This window comes from Duncaniella muricolitica (genome assembly GCF_910574735.1).
Lineage (GTDB): Bacteria > Bacteroidota > Bacteroidia > Bacteroidales > Muribaculaceae > Duncaniella > Duncaniella muricolitica.
In genome coordinates this window covers 1-26,949 of record NZ_CAJTCF010000027.1, presented here as the reverse complement: position 1 = coordinate 26,949, position 26,949 = coordinate 1, and the positions used below count along the sequence as shown (strand labels likewise).

Annotated in this window: 22 protein-coding genes and 1 tRNA gene; 14 read left to right on the top strand and 9 right to left on the bottom strand. The window is 54.4% G+C overall.

The features are described from left to right. Positions 1–627 precede the first annotated feature (627 nt). Positions 628–1,146 carry an RNA polymerase sigma factor gene (locus tag QGT73_RS07585; RefSeq protein WP_280122042.1) on the top strand — a complete coding sequence of 173 codons (519 nt, stop codon included), beginning with the start codon at positions 628–630 and terminating at the stop codon, positions 1,144–1,146. Positions 1,147–1,241: 95 nt separating this feature from the next. Then, positions 1,242–4,307 (top strand): glycoside hydrolase family 2 TIM barrel-domain containing protein, encoded by a 3,066-nt coding sequence (locus QGT73_RS07580; protein ID WP_280122041.1) that lies wholly within the window; start codon positions 1,242–1,244, stop codon positions 4,305–4,307. A 92-nt stretch (positions 4,308–4,399) separates the two neighbouring features. Here the strand turns inward: QGT73_RS07580 and QGT73_RS07575 are convergent, their stop codons facing one another. From QGT73_RS07575 to purB, 5 genes are all read right to left on the bottom strand, one after another. Next, complete coding sequence (locus QGT73_RS07575; RefSeq protein ID WP_280122040.1) at positions 4,400–5,896, bottom strand: TrkH family potassium uptake protein; 1,497 nt, start codon at positions 5,894–5,896, stop codon at positions 4,400–4,402. A gap of 12 nt (positions 5,897–5,908) precedes the next feature. Next, positions 5,909–7,243 carry a Trk system potassium transporter TrkA gene (gene trkA, locus QGT73_RS07570; protein ID WP_280122039.1) on the bottom strand — a complete coding sequence of 445 codons (1,335 nt, stop codon included), beginning with the start codon at positions 7,241–7,243 and terminating at the stop codon, positions 5,909–5,911. An 11-nt stretch (positions 7,244–7,254) separates the two neighbouring features. Further along, a complete protein-coding gene (dxs, locus tag QGT73_RS07565; RefSeq protein WP_280122038.1) occupies positions 7,255–9,219 on the bottom strand; it encodes a 1-deoxy-D-xylulose-5-phosphate synthase in 1,965 nt (654 codons plus the stop codon). Further along, on the bottom strand, positions 9,194–9,382 hold the full coding sequence (locus QGT73_RS07560; protein ID WP_123617174.1) for a hypothetical protein: 189 nt from the start codon (positions 9,380–9,382) through the stop codon (positions 9,194–9,196). Before QGT73_RS07560 ends, dxs begins: the two co-directional genes overlap by 26 nt. Before the next feature lie 66 nt (positions 9,383–9,448). Continuing rightward, positions 9,449–10,792, bottom strand: coding sequence for an adenylosuccinate lyase (gene purB, locus QGT73_RS07555; RefSeq protein ID WP_280122037.1), 1,344 nt, complete (start codon positions 10,790–10,792; stop codon positions 9,449–9,451). A gap of 277 nt (positions 10,793–11,069) precedes the next feature. Here purB and QGT73_RS07550 point away from each other — a divergent pair, with 277 nt between their 5' ends. From QGT73_RS07550 to QGT73_RS07525, 6 genes are all read left to right on the top strand, one after another. After that, the gene (locus QGT73_RS07550; RefSeq protein ID WP_280122036.1) at positions 11,070–12,221 is read left to right on the top strand and encodes an aldose epimerase family protein; all 1,152 of its coding nucleotides are present in this window, start codon (positions 11,070–11,072) and stop codon (positions 12,219–12,221) included. 88 nt (positions 12,222–12,309) lie between these two features. Beyond that, complete coding sequence (locus QGT73_RS07545) at positions 12,310–14,016, top strand: sodium:solute symporter (protein ID WP_280122035.1); 1,707 nt, start codon at positions 12,310–12,312, stop codon at positions 14,014–14,016. 1 nt (position 14,017) lies between these two features. After that, complete coding sequence (locus tag QGT73_RS07540; protein WP_280122034.1) at positions 14,018–14,692, top strand: NUDIX hydrolase; 675 nt, start codon at positions 14,018–14,020, stop codon at positions 14,690–14,692. A 52-nt stretch (positions 14,693–14,744) separates the two neighbouring features. Next, positions 14,745–15,431 (top strand): L-ribulose-5-phosphate 4-epimerase, encoded by a 687-nt coding sequence (locus QGT73_RS07535; RefSeq protein WP_280122033.1) that lies wholly within the window; start codon positions 14,745–14,747, stop codon positions 15,429–15,431. Positions 15,432–15,528: 97 nt separating this feature from the next. Then, positions 15,529–17,064 (top strand): L-arabinose isomerase, encoded by a 1,536-nt coding sequence (araA, locus tag QGT73_RS07530; RefSeq protein ID WP_280122032.1) that lies wholly within the window; start codon positions 15,529–15,531, stop codon positions 17,062–17,064. Positions 17,065–17,071: 7 nt separating this feature from the next. Beyond that, positions 17,072–18,661, top strand: a complete 1,590-nt coding sequence (locus QGT73_RS07525; protein WP_280122031.1) for a xylulokinase — start codon at positions 17,072–17,074, stop codon at positions 18,659–18,661. Positions 18,662–18,763: 102 nt separating this feature from the next. Here QGT73_RS07525 and QGT73_RS07520 read toward each other — a convergent pair whose 3' ends face one another. From QGT73_RS07520 to guaA, 3 genes are all read right to left on the bottom strand, one after another. Continuing rightward, positions 18,764–19,312: an HdeD family acid-resistance protein gene (locus tag QGT73_RS07520; RefSeq protein WP_280122030.1), complete on the bottom strand. Its 549-nt coding sequence runs from the start codon at positions 19,310–19,312 to the stop codon at positions 18,764–18,766. A 153-nt stretch (positions 19,313–19,465) separates the two neighbouring features. After that, entirely contained in the window at positions 19,466–19,609 is a 144-nt protein-coding gene (locus QGT73_RS07515; protein WP_280122029.1) for a hypothetical protein, read from the bottom strand. Positions 19,610–19,698: 89 nt separating this feature from the next. Beyond that, positions 19,699–21,222 (bottom strand): glutamine-hydrolyzing GMP synthase, encoded by a 1,524-nt coding sequence (guaA, locus tag QGT73_RS07510; protein ID WP_280122028.1) that lies wholly within the window; start codon positions 21,220–21,222, stop codon positions 19,699–19,701. A 130-nt stretch (positions 21,223–21,352) separates the two neighbouring features. Here guaA and QGT73_RS07505 point away from each other — a divergent pair, with 130 nt between their 5' ends. The 6 genes from QGT73_RS07505 (at position 21,353) to QGT73_RS07480 (ending at position 26,335) form a co-directional block, all read left to right on the top strand. Next, positions 21,353–21,826 carry a KdsC family phosphatase gene (locus tag QGT73_RS07505; RefSeq protein ID WP_280122027.1) on the top strand — a complete coding sequence of 158 codons (474 nt, stop codon included), beginning with the start codon at positions 21,353–21,355 and terminating at the stop codon, positions 21,824–21,826. Then, positions 21,823–22,512 carry a queuosine precursor transporter gene (locus QGT73_RS07500; protein WP_280122026.1) on the top strand — a complete coding sequence of 230 codons (690 nt, stop codon included), beginning with the start codon at positions 21,823–21,825 and terminating at the stop codon, positions 22,510–22,512. Before QGT73_RS07505 ends, QGT73_RS07500 begins: the two co-directional genes overlap by 4 nt. Further along, entirely contained in the window at positions 22,502–23,308 is an 807-nt protein-coding gene (locus QGT73_RS07495) for an HAD family hydrolase (RefSeq protein WP_280122025.1), read from the top strand. The genes QGT73_RS07500 and QGT73_RS07495 overlap by 11 nt, the downstream gene beginning before the upstream one ends. A 145-nt stretch (positions 23,309–23,453) precedes the next feature. Continuing rightward, positions 23,454–23,741 (top strand): HU family DNA-binding protein, encoded by a 288-nt coding sequence (locus tag QGT73_RS07490; RefSeq protein WP_123617161.1) that lies wholly within the window; start codon positions 23,454–23,456, stop codon positions 23,739–23,741. Positions 23,742–24,055: 314 nt separating this feature from the next. Then, positions 24,056–25,678 (top strand): Rne/Rng family ribonuclease, encoded by a 1,623-nt coding sequence (locus tag QGT73_RS07485; protein ID WP_280122024.1) that lies wholly within the window; start codon positions 24,056–24,058, stop codon positions 25,676–25,678. Positions 25,679–26,262: 584 nt separating this feature from the next. Continuing rightward, positions 26,263–26,335, top strand: a tRNA-Lys gene (locus QGT73_RS07480). Positions 26,336–26,664: 329 nt separating this feature from the next. Here the strand turns inward: QGT73_RS07480 and QGT73_RS07475 are convergent. Further along, positions 26,665–26,949, bottom strand: a 285-nt coding sequence (locus tag QGT73_RS07475) for a transposase (RefSeq protein WP_280122023.1), incomplete at its 5' end; no start/stop codon positions are given.

Below are 26,949 nucleotides of genomic sequence, written 5' to 3'. Positions count from 1 at the left end.
GATTATGGCCCCTGTGAGTCCTCTCTGCTCGCTCTGCTCGATAGCGGCGGTTATCTCGGGGCTTACCTGAGGGTGGCGGATGTCCATCTTCGACTCGTGATGCCAGACTCCTATGCCGGCCAGGATTGCTATCACGGCCGCTATCGACACCCATCTGCGCCAGCCGCCGAGGGTGTGGCGGCGATGTGAACGAGCTGATTTATAGGGGAGGATAACACCTTGGTCATCAATATTTTCGCCGATTACACGCCATGCTGCATCGACGTCAAAGCGGTCCATTGCCTTGAGCTGACGGTCGACGTAGTCTTTGTCGCGGAGGTCACGCACAAAGGCCTGCAACGCGGGGTCGAGGCCGTCGACGTCGACGTCGGCGTCAGGTGCCGACGGACGTCCGGGGGTGTCGTGGCTCCGGGTCAGTCGCTCAAAGAGGCGGTCGGATAATTTTATCGGATCTTCCATTGCTTAATGCTTCTAATGCTAATACATGTTTATTAACCAAAAGTATTACTAAAATATATAAATTTTTTTTATTTTTATTCCTTTTTACGATTGTTAGCCAAAAATTCTAACAAAAGTTTGCCGTTATACAAGATATTTTTTACTTTTGACAGTTGCTTCGGCTAAAATATGGAGAAATATTTCCGGAAATATTATCAGTCTTTGTGCTATTTCGCAATGAATATAGTTCATGACGAGAGCTTGTGCGAGGATATCGTGCAGGAGGTTTTTGTCAAGGCTATATCGTCGCAGGTCAGCTTTGAGTCGGAGCTGCATTTCCGTCAATACATATATATAGCGGTGCGCAACCGGTGTATCAACCATCTCCAGAAGCAGGGCCGCACTGTAGGGCTCGGCGAGGTGGACTCGGAGAGCACTCCCGCAGCCGATGACTGCGACAACGCTATAGTACAGGCCGAGATAATACGCATGATCCACGAGGCTATCGACTCGTTGCCTCCCCGCTATCGCCAGGTGTTCCGCATGGCTTATATCGACAAGATGAAAAGCGAGGAGATAGCCGAGGCTCTCGGCATAAGCGTCAATACGGTCAAGGTGATACGTCAGCGGGCCAAGCCCCGTCTGCGCGAATTGCTCAAGGATATTTATCCTCTGCTGTTCATATTGGCCGGGGAATTACACTTTTAACATTCTTTAATTGGGTGTCGGACGTGTGGAATGCGTCTATATGTGTATATTTACACTATTTATTACCAATTATTATCAATCAGCATAACCTTACCATGACTCGACATCTCATCACGGCCGCGCTGCTTACGGCTGCCGGCATGGCGCAGGGGGCTGTCCCCGCCTGGACCGACCCCGAGGTCAATGAAATCAACCGTCTGCCCATGCACGCATCGTTTTTTGCCTATCGTGCGGGCGAGCAGGGCGACAAGACTCTCTCGGCCAACTATCTGCCGCTCGACGGCACCTGGCGTTTTCATTTCTCACCCGACCGCACCGGCCGCCCCGGCGACGAAGTGGCCGCTACAGGCTATGACGACTCGTCGTGGGGATTCATACAGGTGCCCGGCATGTGGGAACTCAGCGGCTACGGTGAGCCTATGTATCTTAATGTCGGCTATCCCTGGCGCGGAAATTTTGCAAACAATCCTCCCGTCACGCCCGACAAGGAGAATGCCGTGGGCACATATCGCCGCCATGTCACCGTGCCGGCCGACTGGAAGGGCAAGAATATAATAGCTCACTTCGGCTCGGCGACGTCCAATCTTACCGTGTGGGTCAACGGCCGAAAGGTGGGTTATGGCGAGGATAGCAAACTCGCGCAGGAGTATGACCTTACACCTTATATTATACCGGGACACGACAATGTGATTACGCTCCAGATTGACCGCTGGTGTGACGGCACTTATCTCGAGGATCAGGACTTCTTCCGCCTCAGCGGTCTCGCGCGCGAAAATTATATGTACGCGCGCGAGAAAAACCGCATAGCCGACCTGCGTGTCAACGCTGACCTGGTCAACGGCTATCGCGACGGTCTGCTCACCTATGAGGCCGACGTGAAAGGCAACGGACGCATCGATGTCACCCTCACCGCGCCCGACGGCAAGGTGGTGGGCCAGGGGTCGCCCAAAGTGAGCAAAGGCAAGGCCTCAATGACCATTGAGGTGCCGGGCGCGGAGGCTTGGTCGGCCGAGTCGCCGGCTCTCTACACGCTCACCTCCACTTTCACTCCGCGCAAGGGTGAGCCTGAGGTAATAAGTATCAATGTCGGTTTTCGCCACGTCGAAATCAAGGACGGTCAACTGCTTGTCAACGGTCTGCCCATTCTCATCAAGGGTGCCGACCGCCACGAACTTGACCCCGACGGCGGATATGTGGTGTCGGTGGAACGTATGATTCAAGACATACGCCGCATGAAGGAGCTCAACATCAACGCCGTACGCACCAGCCACTATCCCGATGACCCGCGCTGGTATGACCTCTGCGACCGCTATGGCATCTATCTGGTGGCCGAGGCAAATATCGAGTCGCACGGCATGGGCTATGAGGACAAGACTCTTGCCAAACATCCGGCCTTCCGCATCCCCACACTTGAGCGCAACGCCCGCAATGTGGCAGCCAACCGCAATCATCCCTCGGTCATCATCTGGTCGCTCGGCAACGAGGCCGGCTACGGACCTAACTTTGAAGAGGCCTACAAGCTCGTCAAGGAGATGGACCCGACACGCCCCGTGCAGTATGAACGGGCCGGCTTGCAAGGCTTGACCGATATATTCTGCCCCATGTATTATCCCTATGACGCATGCGAGAAATACTCGGCCAATCCCTCCTGCACCAAGCCTCTGATACAGTGTGAGTATGCCCACGCAATGGGTAACTCCCAGGGCGGATTTAAGGAATATTGGGACATTATACGCAAATATCCCAAATATCAGGGCGGCTTCATCTGGGACTTCGTTGACCAGTCGATACGCTGGACGACTCCCGAAGGGAAGACCATATATGCCTACGGCGGCGACTTCAAGAGCACCGACCCGTCCGACCAGAATTTCTGCGACAACGGTCTCATCTCGCCCGACCGAGTGCCTAATCCCCACGCCTATGAGGTGCAGCGCGTCTATCAGGACATACACACCACCCTGCTGCCCGACGGCAAGGTGGAGGTCTATAACGAACGCTTCTTCACCCCGCTCTCTGACGTGGCCATGCAGTGGACACTTCTGCGCGACGGACGCCCCGTGCGCTCGGGCAATATCTCCGACATCAATGCAGGCCCGCAGCAACGCGCTGTCATAGCCGTGCCCTACGGGCCGACCGAAGGCGATGGCGAATGGCTGCTCAACGTTGACTATCGTCTCAAACAGGCCGCTCCGCTGCTCGACGCAGGCACCACCGTGGCCCGCGAGCAACTGCGCCTCTCACCCGCGACTGTCAGGATGGCTTCGCTCTCTGACGCGCCCGTGACTTCCGTAGAACGCAAAGCGGGATTTATCACCGTCACCGGGCCTCAGTTCTCTATCTCCTTCAGCGAGATGGACGGCTATATATCGCGCTATGACGTCGACGGACAACCGATGCTCAAGGACGGTAGCGAGATTACCCCCAACTTCTGGCGCGCTCCGACCGATAACGACTATGGCGCAGGTCTGCAGAAAAAATATCGCGCCTGGCTCAACCCCGGTCTGACTCTCGCCTCCATCGACAGCGAGGAGCTTGACGGCAAAGCTATAGTCAAGGCCGACTACCGCATGCGCAATATCCCCGCCACACTCTCAATCACCTATACTGTCGACGGCAACGGTGCCGTCAAGGTGGTCGAGACTATGACACCCGAGCAGGGAGCCAAAGCCTCCGACATGTTCCGCTTCGGCATGCAGATACCGATGCCGGCCTCTTTTGAGCGTGTCGATTACTACGGACGCGGCCCGGGCGAAAACTATTCCGACCGTCAGCAAGCCTCCGACCTCGGCCGCTACACACAGAGCGTCGACTCGCAGGCTTATCCCTACATCCGCCCGCAGGAGACAGGCACACGCACCGACCTGCGCACATGGGCCGTGCTCGACGCCTCAGGCTCCGGACTGGAATTTACATCCGACCGCCCGTTCTCCGCGTCGGCCATGCACTACACCATCGAGACCCTTGACGGCGGTCCTGAAAAGCCCAACAGCCACTGGGGCGAGATTGACCGCGATGACGTGACCAACGTGCTTGTCGATTATGCTCAGATGGGACTCGGATGTGTCAACAGTTGGGGAGCACTTCCCCTCCCGGCTTACCGCCTCCCCTTCGCGCCCTACACATTCACCTTCACCATCACTCCGGTAAGACACCGTCTTTAGGATTAAGACTATATAAGAACATGGAATAAACAAAAGTCTTTCCCTTGTAACGGGAAAGACTTTTGTTTATTCCATGTCCTTATATATCCTCTTTATTTTTTCCAGAAAGCGGGGGTGAAGAGGAGCAGCACCGTGAAAAGTTCGAGACGGCCGATGAGCATTATCATGGCTAAAATCCATTTGCCTCCATCGGGAATGATGGAGAATGTGCCTCCGTAACCTGTCACTCCGGCACTCAGTCCGGTGTTGCTTATACATGTGAATGTGGAGAAGAATGCGTCAATCAACGGTAGCCCCATAGCTGTAAGTATGATGCCGCCAACGAGGATTATAAGCACGTAGAGACACAGAAATGCGATGACTTTCGACACCGTTTCGTGCGGGATTACCTTGCCGTTGACACGTACGGTGAGGATATTGTTGGGATGGATGCACCGTTCTATCTCGTTGCGGCAGTTCTGCAACATATATATGAGACGGTCAATCTTGGCACCGCCGCTCGTAGAACCGGCACACGCGCCGAAAAACATCAGCACGATGACCATGGCCAGTATGAATGTGCCCCAAGAGCCGAACTCAGGCACCTCAAAACCGGTCGACGAAATCATTGACACTATCTGAAACAACGGGTCGAGCGTGACAGCCTTGACTGATGTAGCCTGGCCGTTGAGCCATATTGTCACCGCAAACACCACATAGCAAAATGCTATGATGCCGAGATAAGTGCGAAACACATCGTTCTGCCACACGGCCCTGAAATCACGGTGCACGGCCCTGTAAATCAATGTAAAGCTGACTCCGCCTATAAACATGAAGAATGTCGCGACGGCTTCGATATAATCGCTGCGCCACAGCCCCAGCCCTTCGTCGGAAGTGGCAAATCCGCCGGTCGACATTATGGAGAACGCGTAACACACGGCGTCAAACTCCTCCATAGGTCCCGCATAGAGCAGCAAGAAAAGTATGACCGTCAGAGTGAAATATATGAGCCACAGGCTCTTGGCTGTCTGAGATATGCGCGGACGCAGCTTGTCGTGAGTAATGCCCGTGACCTCGGCGTTAAACATCTGCATGCCCCCCGAATGATTGAGCATAGGTATGACGGCAAGCGTGAAGAGTATTATACCCATGCCGCCTATCCACTGCATGAGCGACCTCCATATCACCGCGCCGTGGCTAAGATGGGAAATAGAGGTCATGATGGAGGCTCCGGTGGTGGTGAATCCCGACATTGCCTCAAAAAAAGCGTCGGAGACACTCAGCGGCCTGTCGGTCATAAGCATGAACGGCAGCATGCCGAATGTGGAGAAAAACACCCACACCATGGCCGTGAGCAGAAAGCCCTCGCGCTTGCCCATGGATGGCGATGTGGGATGTATGGCAAAAGCCATGACCGAACCGGTGGCAAGCGTCACGGCAAAGGTTATCAGAAAAGCCTTCCAGTCGCTTTCGCCGTATATCAGACACGTCGCGAGCGGCACAAGCAGGAAGGCGGCCTCTATAACAAGAAGCAGCCCCATGATGCGCAACAGCACGGGGATATTGATGACGGGAAAGTAGCTGCGCAGATTGTGGACAGAGCGTCGCATACTCTAATGTATTTACGAGAACAGTTTTTCGACCTTGTGGAGCACACCATCAAGAGTGAACACCACCACGCGGTCGCCGGGATTGATGACCGTGTTGCCCCCCACAAGCTGGCCCTTGCCGTCACGGATGAGTCCGGCAATGGTCATGTAGTGTGAGAGATGCAGGTCTTTGATTGGGGCACGGGTAATTTTGGAGCCCTCCCTGGCGATGATTTCAGCCACCTCGGCATCAGCGAGCGCGAGACACTTGGATGTGGACGAGTCGCGGTCGAGCAACATCTGATAGATACGCGACGAGGCAAGCAGCTTTTTGTTGACCACCGTGCCGATGTTGAGCCCTTCGGCCTCGGAGATAAACTGGAGGTTTTCGACCTCGGCTATAGTCTTCTTGACGCCAAACTCCTTGGCCGACAGACAGGTGAGGATATTTGACTCACTGCTGTCGGATATGGCAATAAAGGCGTCGGTGTCAACTATGCCGGCATCGCGCAGGGCATCGGTGTCGCGCGCGTCGGCATTGATGATAAGCGCGTCGGCACACCGCTCGGAGAGCTTGAGACACCGCTCGCGGTCGGGGTCGAGAATCTTGAAGTTGAACTTGTCGCCGGCCATGTTGCAGAGCTGTATGGCTATGCGGCTTCCACCCATGATGATGACGTCGCGTATGCGTCGCTCAATCTTACCGCAGAGGGGTATGAGATTGGCAACATGCTCGCGTGTGGTCATGAAATAGACTATATCGTCGGCCAGCAGACGGTCGTCACCACCGGGAATGATGGTCTCGTGGTGACGCTTGATGGCTGCCACGTGAAAGTCGTGGGTCGAACGGCCGAGATCCTTAAGATATTTGCCGATGAGGGGAGCGTTGTCACGCAGTTTGACACCGACGAGTATCAGTTCGCCCTCGTGCAGCTCAAACCAGTGGCGCGCCCAGTTGTGATTGAGCGCGGTGATAATCTCCAGAGCCGCGAGATACTCGGGATAAATCATATCGTCGGCTCCTATAGATGCGAAAAACGAGCGGTTGGCCGGGTCTTTGAACTCAAAATTGTCGACACGCGCCACAGTCTTCTCCGCACCGAGGCTCTTGGCGATGGCACACGACACGATGTTGCGCGTCTCAAACGGGGTGACGGCAATGAAGAGGTCACACCCCTCCACACCGGCCTGGCGCAGAGTCTTGAACGATGTCGGACGCCCCTGCACCGTGAGCAGATTGTAGTTGGAGTCGAGCACAGCCAACTTGGAGCTGTCCTCGTCGATAACGGTGATGTCCTGCTCCTCGCGCGAGAGCAATTTGGCCAGATGTGATCCCACCTCACCACAGCCGGCAATGATGATTTTCATCGGTCGGAGGCTTAAGATGGTATTTCAAGTATAGTGTTATAGATTGACTCTTCGTCAAATCCACACAGTTTATGTAGCTGGTCGGGAGTACCCTGAGGTATGAACCGGTCAGGCACGCCAAGCCTTGTCAGCGGCGGCATGGCTTTCACTCCGGCCTTGTCGAGATTCCCGCTCATCCATTCGAGCACCGCCGAGCCGAATCCACCGTTGACAGTGCCGTCCTCGATTGTGATTACAGGGCATTGCTTGCCGAGCACATCTGTGAGCAGGGACGTATCGAGCGGTTTGATAAAGCGCATGTCATAGAGTGCTATGCTCATGCCCGTCTCGCTCTCGGCACGCTTGATGGCACTTAGCGCGTCGTCGGCCACAGGACCGACCGTGAGTATGGCCAGGTCGGCACCGTCTTTCAGCCGCTCACCGGTGCCTACAGCTACAGTCTCGCGAGTGTCGGAAGGTCTGGCAACCGCCCGTCCGCGCGGATAGCGTATGGCCATGGGGCCGGCGATCGTCAGCGATGTATACATGAGCCGGCGCAGCTCGTCGCCGTTGCGCGGGGCGGCAATAGTCATGCCCGGAATGGAGCGCAGATATGCGAGGTCAAACACGCCATGATGCGTGGCACCGTCCTCTCCGACAAGACCGGCCCGGTCGAGGCAGAATGTCACGGGAAGCCCCTCGATGGCCACATCATGTATGATATGGCTGTAGGCTCGCTGCAGAAAAGAGCTGTATATCGCCACAAAGGGCTTCAGACCGTCCTTGGCCATGCCTCCGGCAAATGTCACGGCATGTCCCTCGGAAATGCCTACATCAAACGTGCGTGCCGGATACTTCTCCTGAAGCATGCTCATGGATGTGCCCGAAGGCATGGCGGCGGTGACGCCCACCACACGGTCGTCGGCATCGGCAATCTCTACGAGGGTGCGTCCGAAGATGTCCTGATATTTGGGCGGTTTTTCGGGTGATTCTTTGGGCCGTTCGCCGGTAGCGGGATTGAAGATGCCGGGAGCATGCCATGTCGCGGGGTCTTTCTCGGCCGGGAGAAACCCCTTGCCCTTGACCGTGCGCAGATGGAGTATGCGGGGCCCTTTGAAATTCTTTATGTCGTTGAGCACACGCACCACAGTGGCGATGTCGTGGCCGTCGAAGGGACCGAAATAACGGATGTTAAGCCCTTCGAAAATATTTTGTTCGCGATTAAGCAGCGATTTAAGACTGTTGTTAAACCGCATTATTCTCCCCTTGCCGCTCTCGGTGATGAGATTGAACTTCTTGAGCATGCCCGAGACGTTGTAACGCAGGTCGTTATAGCCCTTTGAAGTGTTGAGATGGGCGAGATAGGAGTTCAACGACCCGACATTACGGTCAATCGACATGTCGTTGTCGTTGAGGATGATGAGAAGATTGGAATTGGAATTGGCGGCGTTGTTGAGTCCCTCGAAAGCCAGACCTCCGCTTATCGAAGCGTCACCTATGACGGCAACGACATTGCGCGGGGGCTCGTCCTTGTGGAGAGCGGCCGCCACAGCCATGCCTAGACCTGCCGAGATGGAGTTGGACGCATGTCCGGCCGTAAAGGTGTCATATTCGCTCTCCTTTGGCGACGGGAATCCCGACAGACCGCCAAGAGTGCGGTTGGTGGTGAATGAGTCGCGCCGTCCGGTGAGAATCTTGTGGCCGTAGGCCTGGTGGCCGACATCCCACACTATGCGGTCGTAAGGTGTGTTGAACACATAATGCAGGGCTACGGTCAGCTCGACCGCACCCATTGACGATGCGAAGTGGCCGGGATGGGAAGAGAGTGAATTAATCAAGAAAGAGCGTAGCTCGGCGCACACCTGAGGCAACTGCTCCGGCGCGAGCTTACGCAGGTCGGCCGGAGAGTCAATGGTGTCGAGAAGCGGTGTGCACGGCGCTGTTGACCCGGGTTGTGCCCCGTTGTTGATGTCAACGTTCGTCTTTTCCTTTTCCATTCTTAATGTATTTCTTGTAGAGAGGAGCCCATACCACGATGCCCGAGGCCACAATGACAAAGAGCACCCACAGCGTGAACGGTTGCGAGGCTATGACCATGTAGCAGAGCACGAGCCATAATGCGGCTATGAAAATGAAGCGTATCTTATATTGTGAGGGCATCCTTTCTTGCAAATTAGCAATTAGTGGTCAGCTATACTGACGAGTATAGCTGACCACTAATTAAGATTAGTATCCTGTATAGGTATGGGGAGTGATTTTGCGAAGCTCGGCTTTGACTTCATCCGACACCTGGAGTGTGTCGATGAAGGCCGAGATGCTTTCGGCGGTCACGGCGGTGTTGGTGCGTGTGAGAGCCTTGAGAGTCTCGTAGGGCTTGGGATAGCCTTCGCGACGTAGTATGGTCTGTATGGCCTCAGCCACCACGCTCCATGTGTTGTCAAGGTCGGCATCGATGGCATCGCGGTTGAGCAGGAGCTTGCCGAGACCCTTCATGGTCGAGGCGATGGCTATGAGGGTGTTGGCCATGGGCACACCGATGTTGCGGAGCACGGTCGAGTCGGTGAGGTCGCGCTGCAGACGTGACACGGGGAGCTTGCCGGCAAGATGCTTGAACAGGGCGTTGGCTATGCCGATGTTGCCTTCGGAGTTCTCGAAATCGATGGGATTGACCTTGTGGGGCATTGCTGACGAACCGACCTCGCCAGCTTTGATTTTCTGCTTGAAATACTCCATGGAGATGTACATCCACATGTCGCGGTCAAGGTCGAGAATAATGTCGTTGATGCGGGCAAGCGCGTCGAAGAGAGCGGCCAGATTGTCGTAGTTGGAAATCTGGGTGGTGTATTCCTCGCGCTCGATGCCGAGCTTCTCGCTCAGGAAGCGCGCGCCAAACTCTCTCCAGTCCTGACCGGGAAAAGCGCAGAGATGGGCGTTGAAGTTGCCGGTGGCACCACCGAACTTACCACTGATGCGCACGGCGTCGAGCATCTCGAGCTGACGGCGCAGACGGTAGGCAAACACTTTTATCTCTTTGCCAAGACGTGTGGGCGAGGCGGGCTGTCCGTGGGTCTTGGCGAGCATGGGTATGTCGTACCACTCGTCGGCACGCGCATCGAGATGATCAATCATCTCCACGAGACGCGGACGATATACGTCGCGGATGGCGTCGGCTATCGACATGGGCACGGCTGTGTTGTTGATGTCCTGCGAGGTGAGGCCGAAGTGTATGAACTCCTTGTAGGCCTCGAGTCCGAGAACGTCGAAACGCTCCTTGAGGAAATATTCCACGGCCTTGACGTCGTGGTTGGTCACGCTCTCGATCTCCTTGATGCGAGCGGCATCCTCGACAGTGAAGTCCTTGTAGATGTCGCGCAGCGCACCAAACACATCATGGCTCACCGTGGCGAGCGGGCCGAGAGGTATCTCGCAGAGAGCTATGAAATACTCTACCTCGACTTTGACACGGTAGCGTATGAGGGCATATTCCGAGAAGTATTCATCAAGTCGTTCGCACTTGTTACGGTATCGCCCGTCCACGGGCGAGATGGCTGTAAGCTCGGTAAGATTCATTGTTGTGGTGCTTTGAATTGCGGTTTTGTTATGATTATTTCTGCAAAGGTAATAAAAAGTGCTGACATGTACATAATCAAGGTGTGCACAGGCTCAAAAAAACAATATTCAACAATATGTTGTAAAACATATTTATTTATTTGGAATCACATCGTAATTGATTGTATCTTTGCGGAGTAAAAATAAGTGTATTTTTTACACTCATCCTTTCATTCATCACCCTCACCGCAAATCATAATCGGAATCTAACACATATTAAATAAAAACAACCAACACCGTGAAGAAACATCTTCTTATGGCTGTCGCATCGGTAGCGGCGATGACGATTGCCTCGTGTGTCTCCGGACACACTGACTCACCTGCAATGATGGCAGGTATCGACCCGGCTAAATTTGTAGCGGAAGTGGACGGCAAGCCCACAGCCCTCTACTGCATCAAGAGCAGTACAGGCATGGAGGTAGCCATAACCAACTATGGCGGCCGCATCGTGGCTCTCGAAGTGCCGGGACGCGACGGCAAGATGCGCGACGTAGTGCTGGGCTTTGACAGCATCCAGGCCTATCTGCCCGAAAACAACCAGACAGACTTTGGCGCGGCTATCGGACGTTATGCCAACCGCATCGACCACGGCCGTCTGCCCATCGACGGCGACACTATCCAACTGCCGGTCAATAACTTCGGCCACACACTCCACGGCGGTCCCACCGGTTGGCAATATCAGGCGTATGCCGCCCAGCAGCCCAACGACTCCACACTTATACTGACAATGGATTCGCCCGACGGCGACAACGGTTTTCCCGGCAACGTGAAAGCCTCCGTGACATATACAGCCCTTCCCGGCAACAAGCTCGACATCGCTTACAGCGCGACCACCGACAAGCCGACCGTGGTCAACCTCACCAACCACTCTTACTTCAACCTCTCGGGCGACGCGACTGTGCCCGTGACCGACCACATGCTCTATGTCTATGCATCGGGCTTCACACCCGTCGACTCGACCTATATGACCACCGGCGAGATACTTCCCGTAGTCGGCACTCCCATGGACTTCACAGTGCCCAAGCGTCTTGGCGCAGACATCGACAAATATGACTATGTACAGCTCAAGAACGGCAACGGATATGACCACAACTGGGTGCTCGACACCGAAGGAAGCATCGACAAGATAGCCGCTACACTCTACAGCCCCGAGAGCGGTGTGGGCATGAGCGTATACACCGACGAGCCCGGCATCCAGGTCTACTCGGGCAACTTCCTCGACGGCACCGTGACCGGCAAGGATGGCGTGGTCTACAACCAGCGCACAGGCATCGCCCTTGAGACCCAGCACTATCCCGACTCGCCCAACAAGGCCGACTGGCCCTCGGTAATGCTCCGACCAGGCGAAACCTACACAAGCCACACCATACTCTCATTCTTCGCACAGTAATCTTGTGGTTTAAAGAGTTTATAAAGTTAAAGAGTCCGGCAAGTTTAACGTCTTGCCAAAAAATTACTAATTGCTAATTAAATAAAGTATGGCTTCACTCGACTGGATTGTCATAGCAATATTTTTCCTGGCGTTGATAGGAATCATCGTCTGGGTAATGAGACAAAAACAAAACAACGCCGCCGACTACTTTCTGGGCGGCAAAGACGCCACATGGATAGCCATCGGCGCATCAATTTTCGCATCCAACATCGGCTCGGAACACCTCATCGGTCTTGCCGGCTCAGGCGCATCGTCGGGCATGGCTATGGCCCACTGGGAAATCCAGGGCTGGATGATACTTCTGCTCGGCTGGGTATTCGTGCCATTCTACACCCGATCGATGGTCTACACCATGCCCGAGTTTCTCGAGCGACGCTTCAACCCTCAGTCACGCACCATCCTCGCCACCATCTCGCTCATCAGTTACGTGCTCACCAAGGTAGCAGTGACAGTCTATGCCGGCGGCCTCGTGTTTCAGCAGGTGTTTGGCATCGAGGAGCTCTGGGGCATTGACTTCTTCTGGATCGCAGCCATCGGTCTGGTGCTTCTCACCGCCCTCTACACCATCTTCGGCGGTATGAAATCAGTGCTTTACACCTCCGTGCTCCAGACCCCCATACTTCTGCTCGGCTCGCTTATCATCCTTGTGCTCGGCCTCAAGGAACTCGGCGGCTGGGACGAGATGATGCGCATATGCTCGAGCGTCAAAGTCAATGAGTATGGCGACACAATGGTCAACCTCATACGCGACAACAACGACCCGCAATATCCCTGGCTCGGCGCGCTCGTAGGCTCGGCAGTAATCGGATTCTGGTACTGGTGTACCGACCAGTTTATCGTGCAGCGCGTACTCTCGGGCAAGGACGAGAAGGAAGCCCGCCGAGGCACCATCTTCGGAGCCTATCTCAAACTTCTTCCCGTGTTTCTCTTCCTCATCCCCGGCATAATAGCGTTTGCCATTCACCAGAACTCCATAGCCGCCGGCGGCGAAGGCTTCCTGCCCATGCTTGCCAACGGCAATGTCAACTCTGACGCCGCCTTCCCCACCCTCGTGGCCAAACTGCTGCCCGCCGGAGTCAAAGGCCTCATCGTGTGTGGCATCCTCGCAGCTCTCATGTCGTCGCTGGCATCGCTGTTCAACTCATCGGCCGCACTCTTCACCATCGACTTCTATCAGCGTTACAAACCCGACACCGACCCCAAGAAACTGGTGCGCATAGGTCAGTCCGCTACCGTAGTCATCGTGATTCTCGGCATCCTCTGGATACCCGTGATGCGCTCCGTGGGCGACGTGCTCTATCTCTATCTCCAGGACGTGCAGTCGGTGCTTGCCCCGGGCATCGCGGCCGCATTCCTCATCGGCATCCTCTGGAAACGCGCTTCGGCCCAGGGTGGCATGTGGGCACTCCTCTCGGGTCTCATCATCGGCCTCACACGTCTCGGTGCCAAGGTATATTACAGCAATGCCGGCATCACCCCGGGTAACGGCGAAGGCTCAATGTTTCAATACATATTCTATGACTGCAACTGGCTGTTCTTCTGCGGATGGATGCTTGTGTTCTGCCTCGCGGTGGGTGTGATAGTATCGCTCTGCACCAAGGCTCCCGAGCCCGAGAAAATCCGCGGTCTGGTGTTCGGCACCTCTACCCCCGAGCAGATAGCCGCCACACGCGCAAGCTGGACTGCATGGGACGTGGTCAACACCATCATAATACTCGGCATCACAGTAGCATTCTATATCTACTTCTGGTAACGTGAACTTCTACAGTGAAAATCCGCGGTTTTATATCGCCGTCGACTGTATAATCTTCGGCTTGGTCGAGGGGCGGCTGTGTCTGCTCCTCACCAAGCGGGATTTCGAGCCCGAGAAGGGCAAGTGGTCGGTGATGGGTGGCTTTGTGCAGGAAGGCGAGAGCGTTGACGACGCCGGCCGCCGCGTGTTGCGCGAACTCACGGGCCTGGAAAACGTGTATATGGAGCAGGTGCACGCCTTCGGCGAGGTCAGACGCGACCCCGGAGAGCGCGTGGTGTCGATAGCCTATTACGCGCTGCTTGGTCCGGGAGAGTATGACCCCGAACTGCTCGCCCGACACAACGCCTGCTGGGTAAGGCTCGACGAACTGCCTCCCCTCGGCTTTGACCATCCCGAGATGGTGAGGATGACGCTGGGAGTAATCCGACGCAAATTCTCGACCGAACCCATAGGATTTAACCTGTTGCCCGAACTGTTCACCCTGTCGCAGCTACAGACGCTCTATGAGACCATACTCGGAGAGCCCATCGACAAGCGCAACTTCCGCAAACGCATAGCCGAGACCGGATGTGTGGAGAAAACCGACCTCATCGACAAGACCGGCTCGCGACGCGGAGCTTCGCTCTATCGGTTCAACCAATCGCTCTACATGAAGAGCCTGAAGTTTAAAGTCTGAGCAAAAAATTACTAATTACTAATTGTTAATTACTAATTAAAACATAAACCAAGTGTTAGAAGAATTAAAAGAAAAGGTGTATCGTGCCAATATGGATCTCGTAAAGCACGGACTCGTCATATTCACCTGGGGCAACGTCTCAGGCATCGACCGCGAGAAAGGACTCGTGGTAATCAAGCCCAGCGGAGTCGACTATGACACCATGACTCCCGACGATATGGTCGTTGTCGACCTCATGACCGGTCAGCGTGTGGAAGGAAACCTCAAACCCTCGTCCGACACCCCCACCCATCTGGTGCTCTATCGCGCCTTCCCCGAGATCGGCGGTGTGGTACACACCCATTCGACCTATGCCACAGCCTGGGCCCAGGCCGGCCTCGACCTGCCCAACATCGGCACCACCCATGCCGACTATTTTCACCACGCCATCCCCTGCACACCCGACATGACCGAGGCCGAGGTCAAGGGCGAGTATGAACTCGAGACCGGCAACGTGATAGTTAAGAGATTTGAAGGGCTGAGCCCCATGCACACACCCGGTGTTCTTGTTAAGAATCACGGTCCCTTCTCATGGGGCAAAGACCCTCATGACGCAGTACACAACGCCGTGGTGATGGAGCAGGTTGCCAAGATGGCTTTCATAGCCTATAGCGTCAACCCGTCGCTCACTATGAACCCGCTTCTCATCGAGAAACACTTCAACCGCAAGCACGGCCCCGGCGCGTATTACGGACAGTGATGAAGAATTGACAATCGCCTGATTTACGGTTATTATATACTTCTGATTATATATTACATACAAAAAACAAATACACTAAAAAACATATTAACAAGCCATGTACGAAAATTATGAAATATGGTGGGTGACAGGTGCCCAGCTTCTTTATGGCGGTGACGCGGTAGTCGCCGTTGACGCTCACAGCAAAGAGATGGTAGAAGGCCTCAATCATTCAGGCAATCTTCCGGTCAAAGTGGTGTATAAAGGCACCGCCAACTCCTCGCGCGAAGTCGAGGACATCATGAAGGCCGCCAACAACGACCCGCGCTGTGCAGGCATCATCACATGGATGCACACCTTCTCGCCCGCCAAGATGTGGATACACGGACTGAAGATTCTCTCCAAACCCCTGCTCCACTTCCACACACAGTATAACGCCGAGATACCCTGGAAGACCATGGACATGGACTTCATGAATCTCAACCAGAGTGCCCACGGCGACCGCGAGTTTGGCCATATCTGTGCCCGCATGCGTGTACGCCGCAAGGTTGTGACCGGCTATTGGAAGGATGAAGGGACACAGAAACACATCGCCGTATGGCAGCGCGTGTGTGTGGGCTGGGCCGACGCTCAGGACATGCGCATCATACGTCTGGGCGACCAGATGAACAATGTGGCCGTGACCGACGGCGACAAAGTGGAGGCCGAGATACGCATGGGCTACCACGTCGACTACATGCCTTTCAGCTCGCTGATGCCCTACTTCGACGCCATACGTGACGAGGATGTCGATGCTCTCGTGGCCGAGTATTTCAAGCTCTACGCCCACGACAAGAAACTCGAGGACAAAGCTACCGAGGAATATCGCAAGGTGTGTAACTCGGCCAAGGCTGAACTCACCCTCCGCGCCATGCTCAAGGACAAGGGAGCCAAGGGCTTCACCACCAACTTTGACGATCTCGGCGACATCAATGTCGACGCCACCGGCCGAGGCTTTGACCAGATACCGGGCCTTGCCTCACAGCGTCTCATGGCCGAGGGCTACGGCTTCGGAGCAGAAGGCGACTGGAAGTCGGCCGCACTCTACCGCACTCTCTGGGTGATGACTCAGGGCATGAAGGGTGGATGCTCGTTCCTCGAGGACTATACCCTCAACTTTGACGGCAAGAAGAGCTCTATACTCCAGGCCCACATGCTCGAGGTGTGCCCGCTCATCGCTGAAGAGCGTCCCCGTCTGGAGGTACACTTCCTCGGCATAGGCATACGCAAGAGCCTCACCGCACGTCTGGTGTTCACCTCCAAGCCCGAGAAGGGCGTGACAGCCACCGTAGTCGACATGGGCAACCGTTTCCGCCTCATCGTCAACGACGTCGAGTGCATCAAGTCAAAATCTCTGCCCAAACTGCCCGTTGCATCGGCACTGTGGATACCCATGCCCAACTTTGAGATTGGAGCCACCGCGTGGATTCTGGCAGGCGGCACACACCACTCGTGCTTCTCCTACGACATCACTCCTGAATATTGGGAAGACTATGCCGAAATCGCCGGCATAGAGATGGTACACATCGACAAAAACACCACCATCGAGGGCTTCAAGCAGTCACTCCGCATGGGCGAGGTATATTATATGCTCAACAAATCGCTCTATCTCTGAGAGTAACATGGACGCTAAGACTACAATCACAAACGGCAAAGCCGTGCTCGGCATCGAGTTTGGCTCGACACGCATCAAGGCGGTGCTCATCGACGAGGACAACCGCCCCATAGCCTCGGGCGTGCACGACTGGGAAAACCAGCTCGCCGACGGAATGTGGACCTACAGCACCGAAGCCATCCTCTATGGTCTGCAGGACTGCTACGCCCATCTGCGCGAAGACGTGCTGCACCGCTATGAGGTCGAGATAGAGACTCTCGCCGCCATCGGCATCAGTGCAATGATGCACGGCTACATGCCGTTTGGCAAAGACGAGGAGATACTCGTGCCCTTCCGCACATGGCGCAACACCAACACCGGACCTGCGGCCGAAAAGCTCTCCGAGCTCTTTGTCTACAACATACCTCTGCGCTGGAGCATCTCTCATCTCTATCAGGCCATACTCAACGGCGAACCCCATGTCAAGGACATCACCTATCTCACCACGCTTGCCGGATATATCCACTGGCAGCTCACCGGCGAGAAGGTGCTCGGCGTAGGCGATGCCTCCGGTATGCTCCCGGTCGACCCGGCCACTAAGAACTATTCGGCCGATATGATCGAAAAGTTTGACTCACTCGTGGCTCCCGAGGGTTATCCATGGAAACTCGAGGATATACTGCCGCGCATACTCGTGGCCGGCAAGGACGCCGGACATCTCACCGAAAAAGGCGCGCGCATGCTCGACGTGTCGGGCCATCTCAAGGCTGGAGTGCCTTTCTGTCCACCCGAGGGTGACGCAGGCACAGGCATGGTGGCGACCAACGCTGTGCTTCAGCGCACCGGCAACGTCTCGGCCGGCACATCGTCATTCTCAATGATAGTGCTTGAGAAAGAGCTCTCGCGCCCCTATGAGATGATTGACATGGTGACAACCCCCGACGGAAGCCTTGTGGCCATGGTGCACTGCAACAACTGCACCTCCGATCTCAACGCATGGGTAAACCTCTTCAAGGAATACCAGCAGCTTCTCGGCGTACCCGTCGACATGAACGAGGTCTTCGGCAAGCTCTACAACAACGCTCTGACCGGCGATCCCGACTGCGGCGGCCTGCTGTCATACAACTACTTCTCGGGCGAACCCGTCACCGGACTCGCCGAGGGGCGTCCGCTCTTCGTGCGCAAGGCCACCGACAAATTCTCGCTTGCCAACTTCATGCGCGCCAACCTCTATGCATCGGTGGCTGTGCTCAAGATAGGCAATGACATACTGTTTAACGAGGAAAAAGTCGAGGTGGACCGCATCACCGGTCACGGCGGACTCTTCAAGACCCCGGGAGTGGGACAGCGTGTGCTGGCCGCGGCTCTCAACTCGCCCATCTCCGTCATGGAGACTGCCGGCGAAGGCGGAGCCTGGGGTATAGCCCTGCTCGCTGCCTATGTGGTCAACAACGCCGAGGGTCGTTCACTTGCCGGCTGGCTCAACGACTGCGTATTTCTTGACAACACAGGAGTAGAGATAGCACCTCTGCCCGAAGATGTAGCCGGATTTGACACCTACATCAAGCGTTATCAGACCGGTCTCGCAATCGAGCACGCCGCCGTTTCCTCTCTGTAATTATAGAGTTAAGGAAGTAATAAGTTAAGAAAGTAATAAGGTTACTTCTCTGTCACACATCAGAGAAGTAACCTTATTACTTACTTTCTTTATATAGAGAGACTATCTCGAAGGCTTCATATCATACGAAAGCATCGACAGAGAGAAGCCCCAGTAAATAAACGCAAGCGAGGTGAGGAAACTTGTCATAGCCATATCCTGAATCCAGCCGGCCTCTATGAAGAAGAATCCGATCAGCAGGAGCAGGATGCCGTTGACAAGCTGTAGCCACCAGTAGCGTCGGCCGCTCTGCTGTACAGAAGCACACAGCGCGCTGATGCCCCAGAATATAAATATGAATGCAAGGAAATAGGGGAAGACCGCCTCGGACAAAACGATGCTGCGAACCATCATAAAACCGATAAACATGTCTATGATACCTCCGGCAAGCCACCAGCCCCAGCCTCGTCCGGCATGAGGACCTGACGACTGCAACAGCTGTATGACTCCGACAAGGATAAGCAGCCATCCGAATATCTGAGAGGCTACGGCATATCCGGCTACCGGCCAGAACCAATAAGTAAAGCCACAAATGACCATCAGAATTCCTGCCAACAGGATTACCCACCAACAGCGGGACTCTCCCATGAACTTTTGAAGTAGATTTTTCATAACCAAGAAGTATTAATAGTTGAAATTTATTGAGCCTCATACCGCAATCTCATTGCTGAGATTCAGTATTATAACACACCGCTCACACTATTTGTTGATACTTCCGGCAATATTTTACGACCGATGCCGGCGTCTCTCTCCCCGACGGCTCCCTCACGAGAGCTGGCCGATGCCGGTGGTGAGAATCATGACTATCGACTTCTTGTCGTGCAATCCTCCAAGACGCCCGTGCAGCAGCGAATCCGCAATGTAGACTTTCTCCTTCCCGCAAAAAGTAATCACCCTTACTCCCTCCATCCTGAAGAACTGCTGATTCAGATAGGAGTATAATAAGACAATGGCCGCATTTCAGATGCGGCCATTGTCTTATTATACTCCTATCTGAATCATTCCCACTCGATGGTTGCCGGTGGCTTGGAGGAGATGTCATAACATACGCGGTTGACACCACGCACCTTGTTGATGATGTCGTTGCTCACGGCAGCCATAAAGTCATAGGGGAGATGAGCCCAGTCGGCGGTCATGGCATCGGTCGATGTCACTGCGCGCAGTGCGATGGCGCGCTCATATGTGCGCTCGTCGCCCATCACGCCGACACTCTGCACAGGCAGAAGTATCGCGCCGGCCTGCCACACCTTGTCATAGAGCCCCCAGTCGCGCAGACCCTGGATGAATATATCGTCGGCATCCTGGAGTATGCGCACCTTCTCGGGGGTAATGTCGCCGAGTATGCGCACTGCTAGACCGGGACCGGGGAATGGATGACGCTTGATGAGATGTTCGGGCATGCCGAGCTGACGGCCTACGGAGCGCACTTCGTCCTTGAAGAGCAGACGCAACGGCTCGCAGAGCTTGAGATTCATCTTCTCGGGGAGTCCGCCCACGTTGTGGTGACTCTTGATTGTTGTGCCGGTGATGGAGAGCGACTCGATACAGTCGGGATAGATAGTACCCTGTGCGAGCCATTTCACATCCTTGATCTTATGGGCCTCTTCGTCAAAGACATCGATAAAGCCTTTGCCGATAATCTTGCGTTTGCGCTCGGGTTCGGTCACGCCTTCAAGTTCGCTGAAAAATTTAGCCGATGCGTCCACACCTATCACGTTAAGGCCGAGGCACTCATAGTCATGGAGCACGTTGCGGAATTCGTTTTTGCGCAGCATGCCATGGTCGACAAATATACAGGTGAGATTCTTGCCGATGGCGCGGTTGAGAAGCACGGCGGCAACCGAAGAGTCAACACCGCCGCTCAGTCCGAGCACCACCTTGTCGTCACCGAGCTGCTCGCGGAGAGCCTTGACGGTCGATTCGATAAATGACTCGGCTGTCCAGTCGCGCTTGCCGCCGCAGATGTCTACGACAAAGTTGCGCAATATCTGGGTGCCGCACTCCGAGTGATAGACCTCGGGATGGAACTGTACGCCCCAGGTCTGCTCGCCCTCTACCTGATAGGCTGCTATGGCCACCTTGTCGGTCGAGGCTATAATCTTGAAATTGTCGGGAATCGAAGTGATGGTGTCGCCATGGCTCATCCACACCTGCGAGCCGACAGGGATGTCGCGCATCAGAGGATTGGCGGTGTCGATGCTCGAGAGGTGGGCACGGCCATATTCACGCGAGGGAGCCGGCTCAACCGAGCCGCCCGATGTGTAGGATATGAACTGCGCTCCATAGCAGATGCCGAGCACGGGCAGATGACCGCGCAGACGGTCGAGCTCGGTGCGGAACGCCTTTTCGTCATACACTGAGAACGGCGACCCCGAAAGCACCACGCCTATGACCGAAGGGTCATCGTATGGAAACTTGTTGTAGGGAACGATTTCGCAATACTCGCCGAGTTCGCGGATGCGGCGGCCTATGAGCTGCGTTGTCTGCGACCCGAAGTCGAGAATAATGATTTTTTCCTGCATAAAGTGACTTATGAACTGATTGATTCTATATTATAATGTGCAAAGTTAGTAATTGTCGGGCTATTTAACACGCTATCACGGCATTTTTTTGTAATTTTGCAGTCCGATTTTAACCATTACCGACAAGCGCATGACCGATATACGCCTCTTTCTCACCGACGTGGACGGCACTCTCACCGACGGTGGCATGTATTACACCTCCACGGGCGACACTATGAAAAAGTTCAACACCCGCGACGGCATGGGTCTACAGCTCCTGCAGCGCGCAGGAGTGAAAGTAGGCATCGTCACAAGCGAGACCACCGAGATTGTGACACGCCGCGCCGAAAAACTAGGACTCGATTTTCTCGTCCAGGGCAAACGTGACGGCGGAAAACTCGCCGCCGCCCTTGACATATGCTCGTCCATGGGCATCACCATGAGTCAGGTGGCATATATCGGCGACGACGTCAACTGTGCCGAACTGCTGCGCAACGCCGGCATAGCCGCATGCCCGGCCGACGCCATGCCGCAGGTGAAACGCATCGACGGCATACGCGTCATGAGCCTGCGCGGAGGCGAAGGCTGCGTGCGCGAATTTATCAACCAACTCCTTGACCAATGAAAGAAGCCAAGATCTCAGTCACCTTCCTGCTGCTCGCGGTCACATTCTGCGTGTGTCTCATCGTGAGCAATCTTATGGAAATCAAGACCGTCCCCCTGGGTCCGCTCACCATCACGGCCGGCGTCATAGTATTTCCCATCTCCTACATACTCAACGACTGCATCGTCGAAGTCTACGGTTTTGCCAAAGCGCGCCTTGTGATATGGCTCGGCTTCGGCATGAACCTCCTCGTGTCGCTGCTGCTGCAGTTAGGCATCCTCCTCCCCGGAGCCGAGTCATGGACAGGCCAGGAAGCCATGGCCATGATATTCGGAGCCGTACCCCGCATCTTTGCAGCCAGCTTCATAGCCTTCCTGTGCGGCTCGATGGTCAATGCCTACGTAATGTCGCGCATGAAGCTCGCCGCCGGAAGCGACGGCCGCGGATTCTCGCTGCGCGCCATCGTGTCATCGCTCTGGGGCGAGGGCGTCGACTCGCTCATTTTCTTCCCAATAGCCTTCGGCGGAGTGCTCGCATGGAGCGAGATTGGAATGCTCATCGCCACACAGACTGTGCTCAAGACTCTCTATGAAGTGCTCATACTCCCCGTGACAATGCGCGCCGTCAAAGCCTTGCGACACTATGAAGGCAACCTCGACACCGAGGCCCCCAAATCATACAAATGGTGGAAAATCAATGAACTCTGACCCCACATCGCTCCCCATGATGCGCGCCTACACAGCCGGGATACGCTGGGTGTGGCTTGACCTCGACGACACACTCATCGACTTTCGGGCCAATTCGCTCGAATCGCTGCGTCTCACCTATGCCGACTGTCATCTCGACCGCTACTTCAGCTCATGCGGACGATGGATAAAGAGCTATCTTCACCACAACCACGACCTGTGGGAACGCTACAACCGTGCCGAAATCACTCAGGACTACCTGCGTATGCACCGCTTTCTCGACCCCATACGGGAGCACGTCCCCGACATGAGCGAAGAAGAGTTCGCCCCCGAGGCCCGCAGCATGGACACCATCTATCTCGACCATCTCGCCCGACAGAAATGCATGATAGACGGAGCCATGGAGCTTGTCAGACACCTGCGCGCGCACGCATATAATATAGGTATACTATCCAACGGATTCACCGACGTGCAACACCGCAAAATCCACACCGCAGGCCTCGACACACTGGTAGACCTCACAGTGCTCAGCGACGACATAGGCATAAACAAACCCGACCCGCGCCTCTATCGCCACGCCATGGAACGCTCAGGCCTCACCGACCCCTCGTGCCACCTCATGATAGGTGACAACCCGGCCACCGACATCGCTGGCGCGCTCCGCTCGGGCTGGCGTGCCATCAGGCTCGACCCCTCGTCACCGTCATTGTCGCTGACCCCCGACGGACTCGTCACCCCCTCGCTCCGCGCCCTTCCGCCCCTCTTCACACGCCAAGAGACACCCGCGTCAACCCTCAAAAACACACAAACCACCTGACAAAGTGAAATTTATGCAAAATATTATCGCATAAGGTTTTGTCAATTCAAAAAAAGTTGCGATATTTGCACCTGCAAAACTCGAGCACCCCTCGGGGATATGCTTTTGAGAAGTATATTAACCAATTATAAATTCACCTTTAGAAATGACTAAAGCCGACATTGTCAACGAGATTTCAAAGTCTACCGGCATCGACAAAGCCAATGTACTTGAGACCATCGAAAAGTTCATGGAGACTGTAAAAGACTCCCTCTCACACGGCGAGAGCGTTTATCTCCGCGGATTTGGCAGCTTCATCACCAAAGTCCGTTCAGAGAAGACCGCCCGCAACATCTCAAAGAACACTACCATCATCATCCCCGAGCACCGCATCCCCGCTTTCAAGCCCGCCAAGGTGTTCATGGAAGAGGTAAAGAACAACCTCGAGTGCTAAATATATTTCAATTGTCAAACATAAACCAATAGCAATCATGCCCAGCGGAAAAAAACGTAAAGGCCACAAGATGGCTACACACAAGCGCAAAAAGCGTCTTCGCAAAAACCGTCACAAGAAAAAGTAATTGACGGCCCGACGCACCCCAAGCAATGCGCAACGAACACGAAGAACAAACTCACAGCCGGGCCGCACACCTTGCGTCAGTCCCCGGCGCGAAGTTTGTTCTTTGCGTTGTTGCATGTAACGTTCCCCCGGCACCGCGGCCAAGCCGCAACGCCGCCACTTAACACCAAACCATCCAAAAATCATTAATGAAAAGTGAACTAATCGTCGACGTCCAGCCATCCGAGGTATCAATAGCCCTGCTGGAAGATTCGCGCCTCGTCTCCCTCCAGAAAGAAGCGCGAAACATCGCCTATGCCGTCGGCGACATATACCTGGCCAAAGTCAAAAAACTGATGCCCGGTCTTAACGCCGCCTTCGTCAACGTAGGCTACGAAAAGGACGCTTTTCTTCACTACCTGGACCTTGGTTCGCAATTCTCCACCTACTCGGCCTTCCTCAAAAACGCCATAACCGACCGAAAGACCGACGCCTCGGTGTCAAAGATGAAACGCCAGCCCGACATCGACAAGCACGGCACCATAACCAACGTGCTTCAGCCAGGGCAGGAACTACTCGTACAGATAGTCAAAGAGCCAATATCATCCAAAGGCCCGCGACTCACCACCGAAATCACATTCACAGGCCGATACATGGTGCTCATCCCGTTCGGCGACAAAATTTCGGTATCCACCAAAATCAAGACCACCGAGGAAAAACTCCGCCTCCGACAGCTCATCGACAGCATCCGGCCCAAAAACTTCGGAATCATCATCCGCACATCGGCCGAAGGCAAAAGCGTACGCGACCTTCACCACGAACTCCGCACACTGCTCCGATGCTGGGAAGAGACCGTAGCCAAAGCACGCACAGCCACAGCCCCCGCCCTCATATTTGAAGAGGAAAGCCGCATCGTAGGCATGCTGCGCGACGTCTTCAGCCCCACATTCGAGAGCATACACGTCAACGACAAGGACACATACAGCCAGATAGCCAAATACGTCGAACTCATCTCGCCCGAAAGCAAAGACATAGTCAAGCTCTACGACAACGACACCCCGATATTCGACCACTTCAACATCACACGGCAGATCAAATCGTCCTTCGGCAAGACCGTCTCGTTCAAGTCAGGAGCATACGTAATCATCGAGCATACCGAGGCACTCCACGTCATTGACGTAAACTCAGGCAACCGCTCAAAAGCCGCACCCGACCAGGAAAGCAACGCCCTCGAAGTCAACCTCCGAGCCGCCGACGAAATCGCACGCCAGCTAAGACTGCGCGACATGGGCGGAATCATAGTAGTCGACTTCATCGACATGAACAAAGCCGAAAACAGGCAGAAACTCTACGAGCACATGCGCGAAGTCATGGCTAACGACCGCGCTCGCCATAACATCCTGCCCCTGAGCAAATTCGGTCTCATGCAGATCACCCGACAGCGTGTACGACCCGCCCTCGACATCATCACTAGCGAAGACTGCCCCTCTTGTCACGGCAAAGGAGAAGTACAGCCGTCACTGCTCTTCACCGACACTCTGCACGAGAAACTCGACTATCTGGTCAACACACTCAAGGTCAAAGACTTTGTCCTGTATGTCCACCCCTACGTAGCAGCCTACCTCAAAAAAGGATTTCCATCTCTCTACCGCAAATGGCAATGGGAATACGGATTCCGGTTCAGGCTCTACCCTGACGAATCACTCGCCTATCTCCAATATCGCGTGCTCGACAGCCAGCGCAACGAGATAGACCTCAAAGAAGAAAAGGACATAGCCTCATCAGCCACCAAAAACAAATCGCGAACCAACAACCGCACCAAGGAAGAATAGCCTCCCCCACGGGCCGCACACACTTACGGCCCGCCAACTATAATCACGCCTCCCCCACCGCCGGGGGAGGCGTTTTTCTCATCCTCCCACCACCACCGAACCCACAGCAAAACTGACATACACCAAATATCGAACTCGAATCATAAAAAATTTCGGCTTAATCCGAAATTCCATGCATCATAGATTAATCTCCGCCCCAATTCGACCTGACATAAGGGGAGCTGCAGAACACCACCTATCTCACCATTTAATCCTATGGCATATGCACCAAAATTTCGACTTAGGCTCAAATTTTCCGAAAAGACGTCCATCTCGTCCATAATTTTATCCCTTCTCCAATCCGCCCCGGCAACATCTCACCACGCAACACACCTCGATTATATTATCTATTGAGCCAATTCGCCCCCAGATTTTACCCCCGATTCCAGGCCAAAACGACCAAAAAACACCTTTTTCGCACTTTTTTTGAAAAAAGTTGCGAAAACATTTGGTCAGTTCAAAAAAACTCCCTACCTTTGCAACGCAAATGAGGGAGAGACCTCATGAGAGATTCAAAAACGAATCACTCAAGCACAAAATAAGATGACTTCGTAGCTCAGTTGGTAGAGCAACTGACTCTTAATCAGTGGGTCGAGAGTTCGAGCCTCTCCGAGGTCACAAGAATCAAGGCAAAGTGCCGCATGAACGCTGTAAATCATTTGATTCACAGCGTTTAATGTTTTAGAGATATTACGAAAAACGCTGATTTAGCAGTATGAGTGATGTGTGAATGAACTTACACCTTCCGCATTATCAAAGTGAATATCAGTGTTTTACGACGTATAACCCCGAAATCTCCGGGGTCACAAGCCAAAATGGCTAAATGTTGAAAAACGCTGAAATCATTTGATTTTCAGCGTTTTTTATTTTTGCTAAAATCACGGAACACGGGTCAAGCCGAAATGGCGGTGCATATGTTAAATTTGGCAGTTAGAAGTGTTAAATTTTTAGGCGTAGAGTTTGACCAGTCGGAATATGAAGAAGTCTCGGTCCTGGACACCACGCATTTGTGAGCGAAAGATCTTGACTTTAGAGTTGAATGCCTCGGCAGAGGCATTGGTCGCACGACGACGGAAGTAGTTCAGGATAGTTGGAGCGTGGTTCTTGAATGTTTTGATTACCGAGCGGAAGTTGTTGTTACCAAGAGCCATTACCTTTTCATACCACCTGTTCATCCGCCCCATGGCTTTTGTCGGTGAGATTTTAGCGTTGAAAATCTTGCGCAGCTCCAT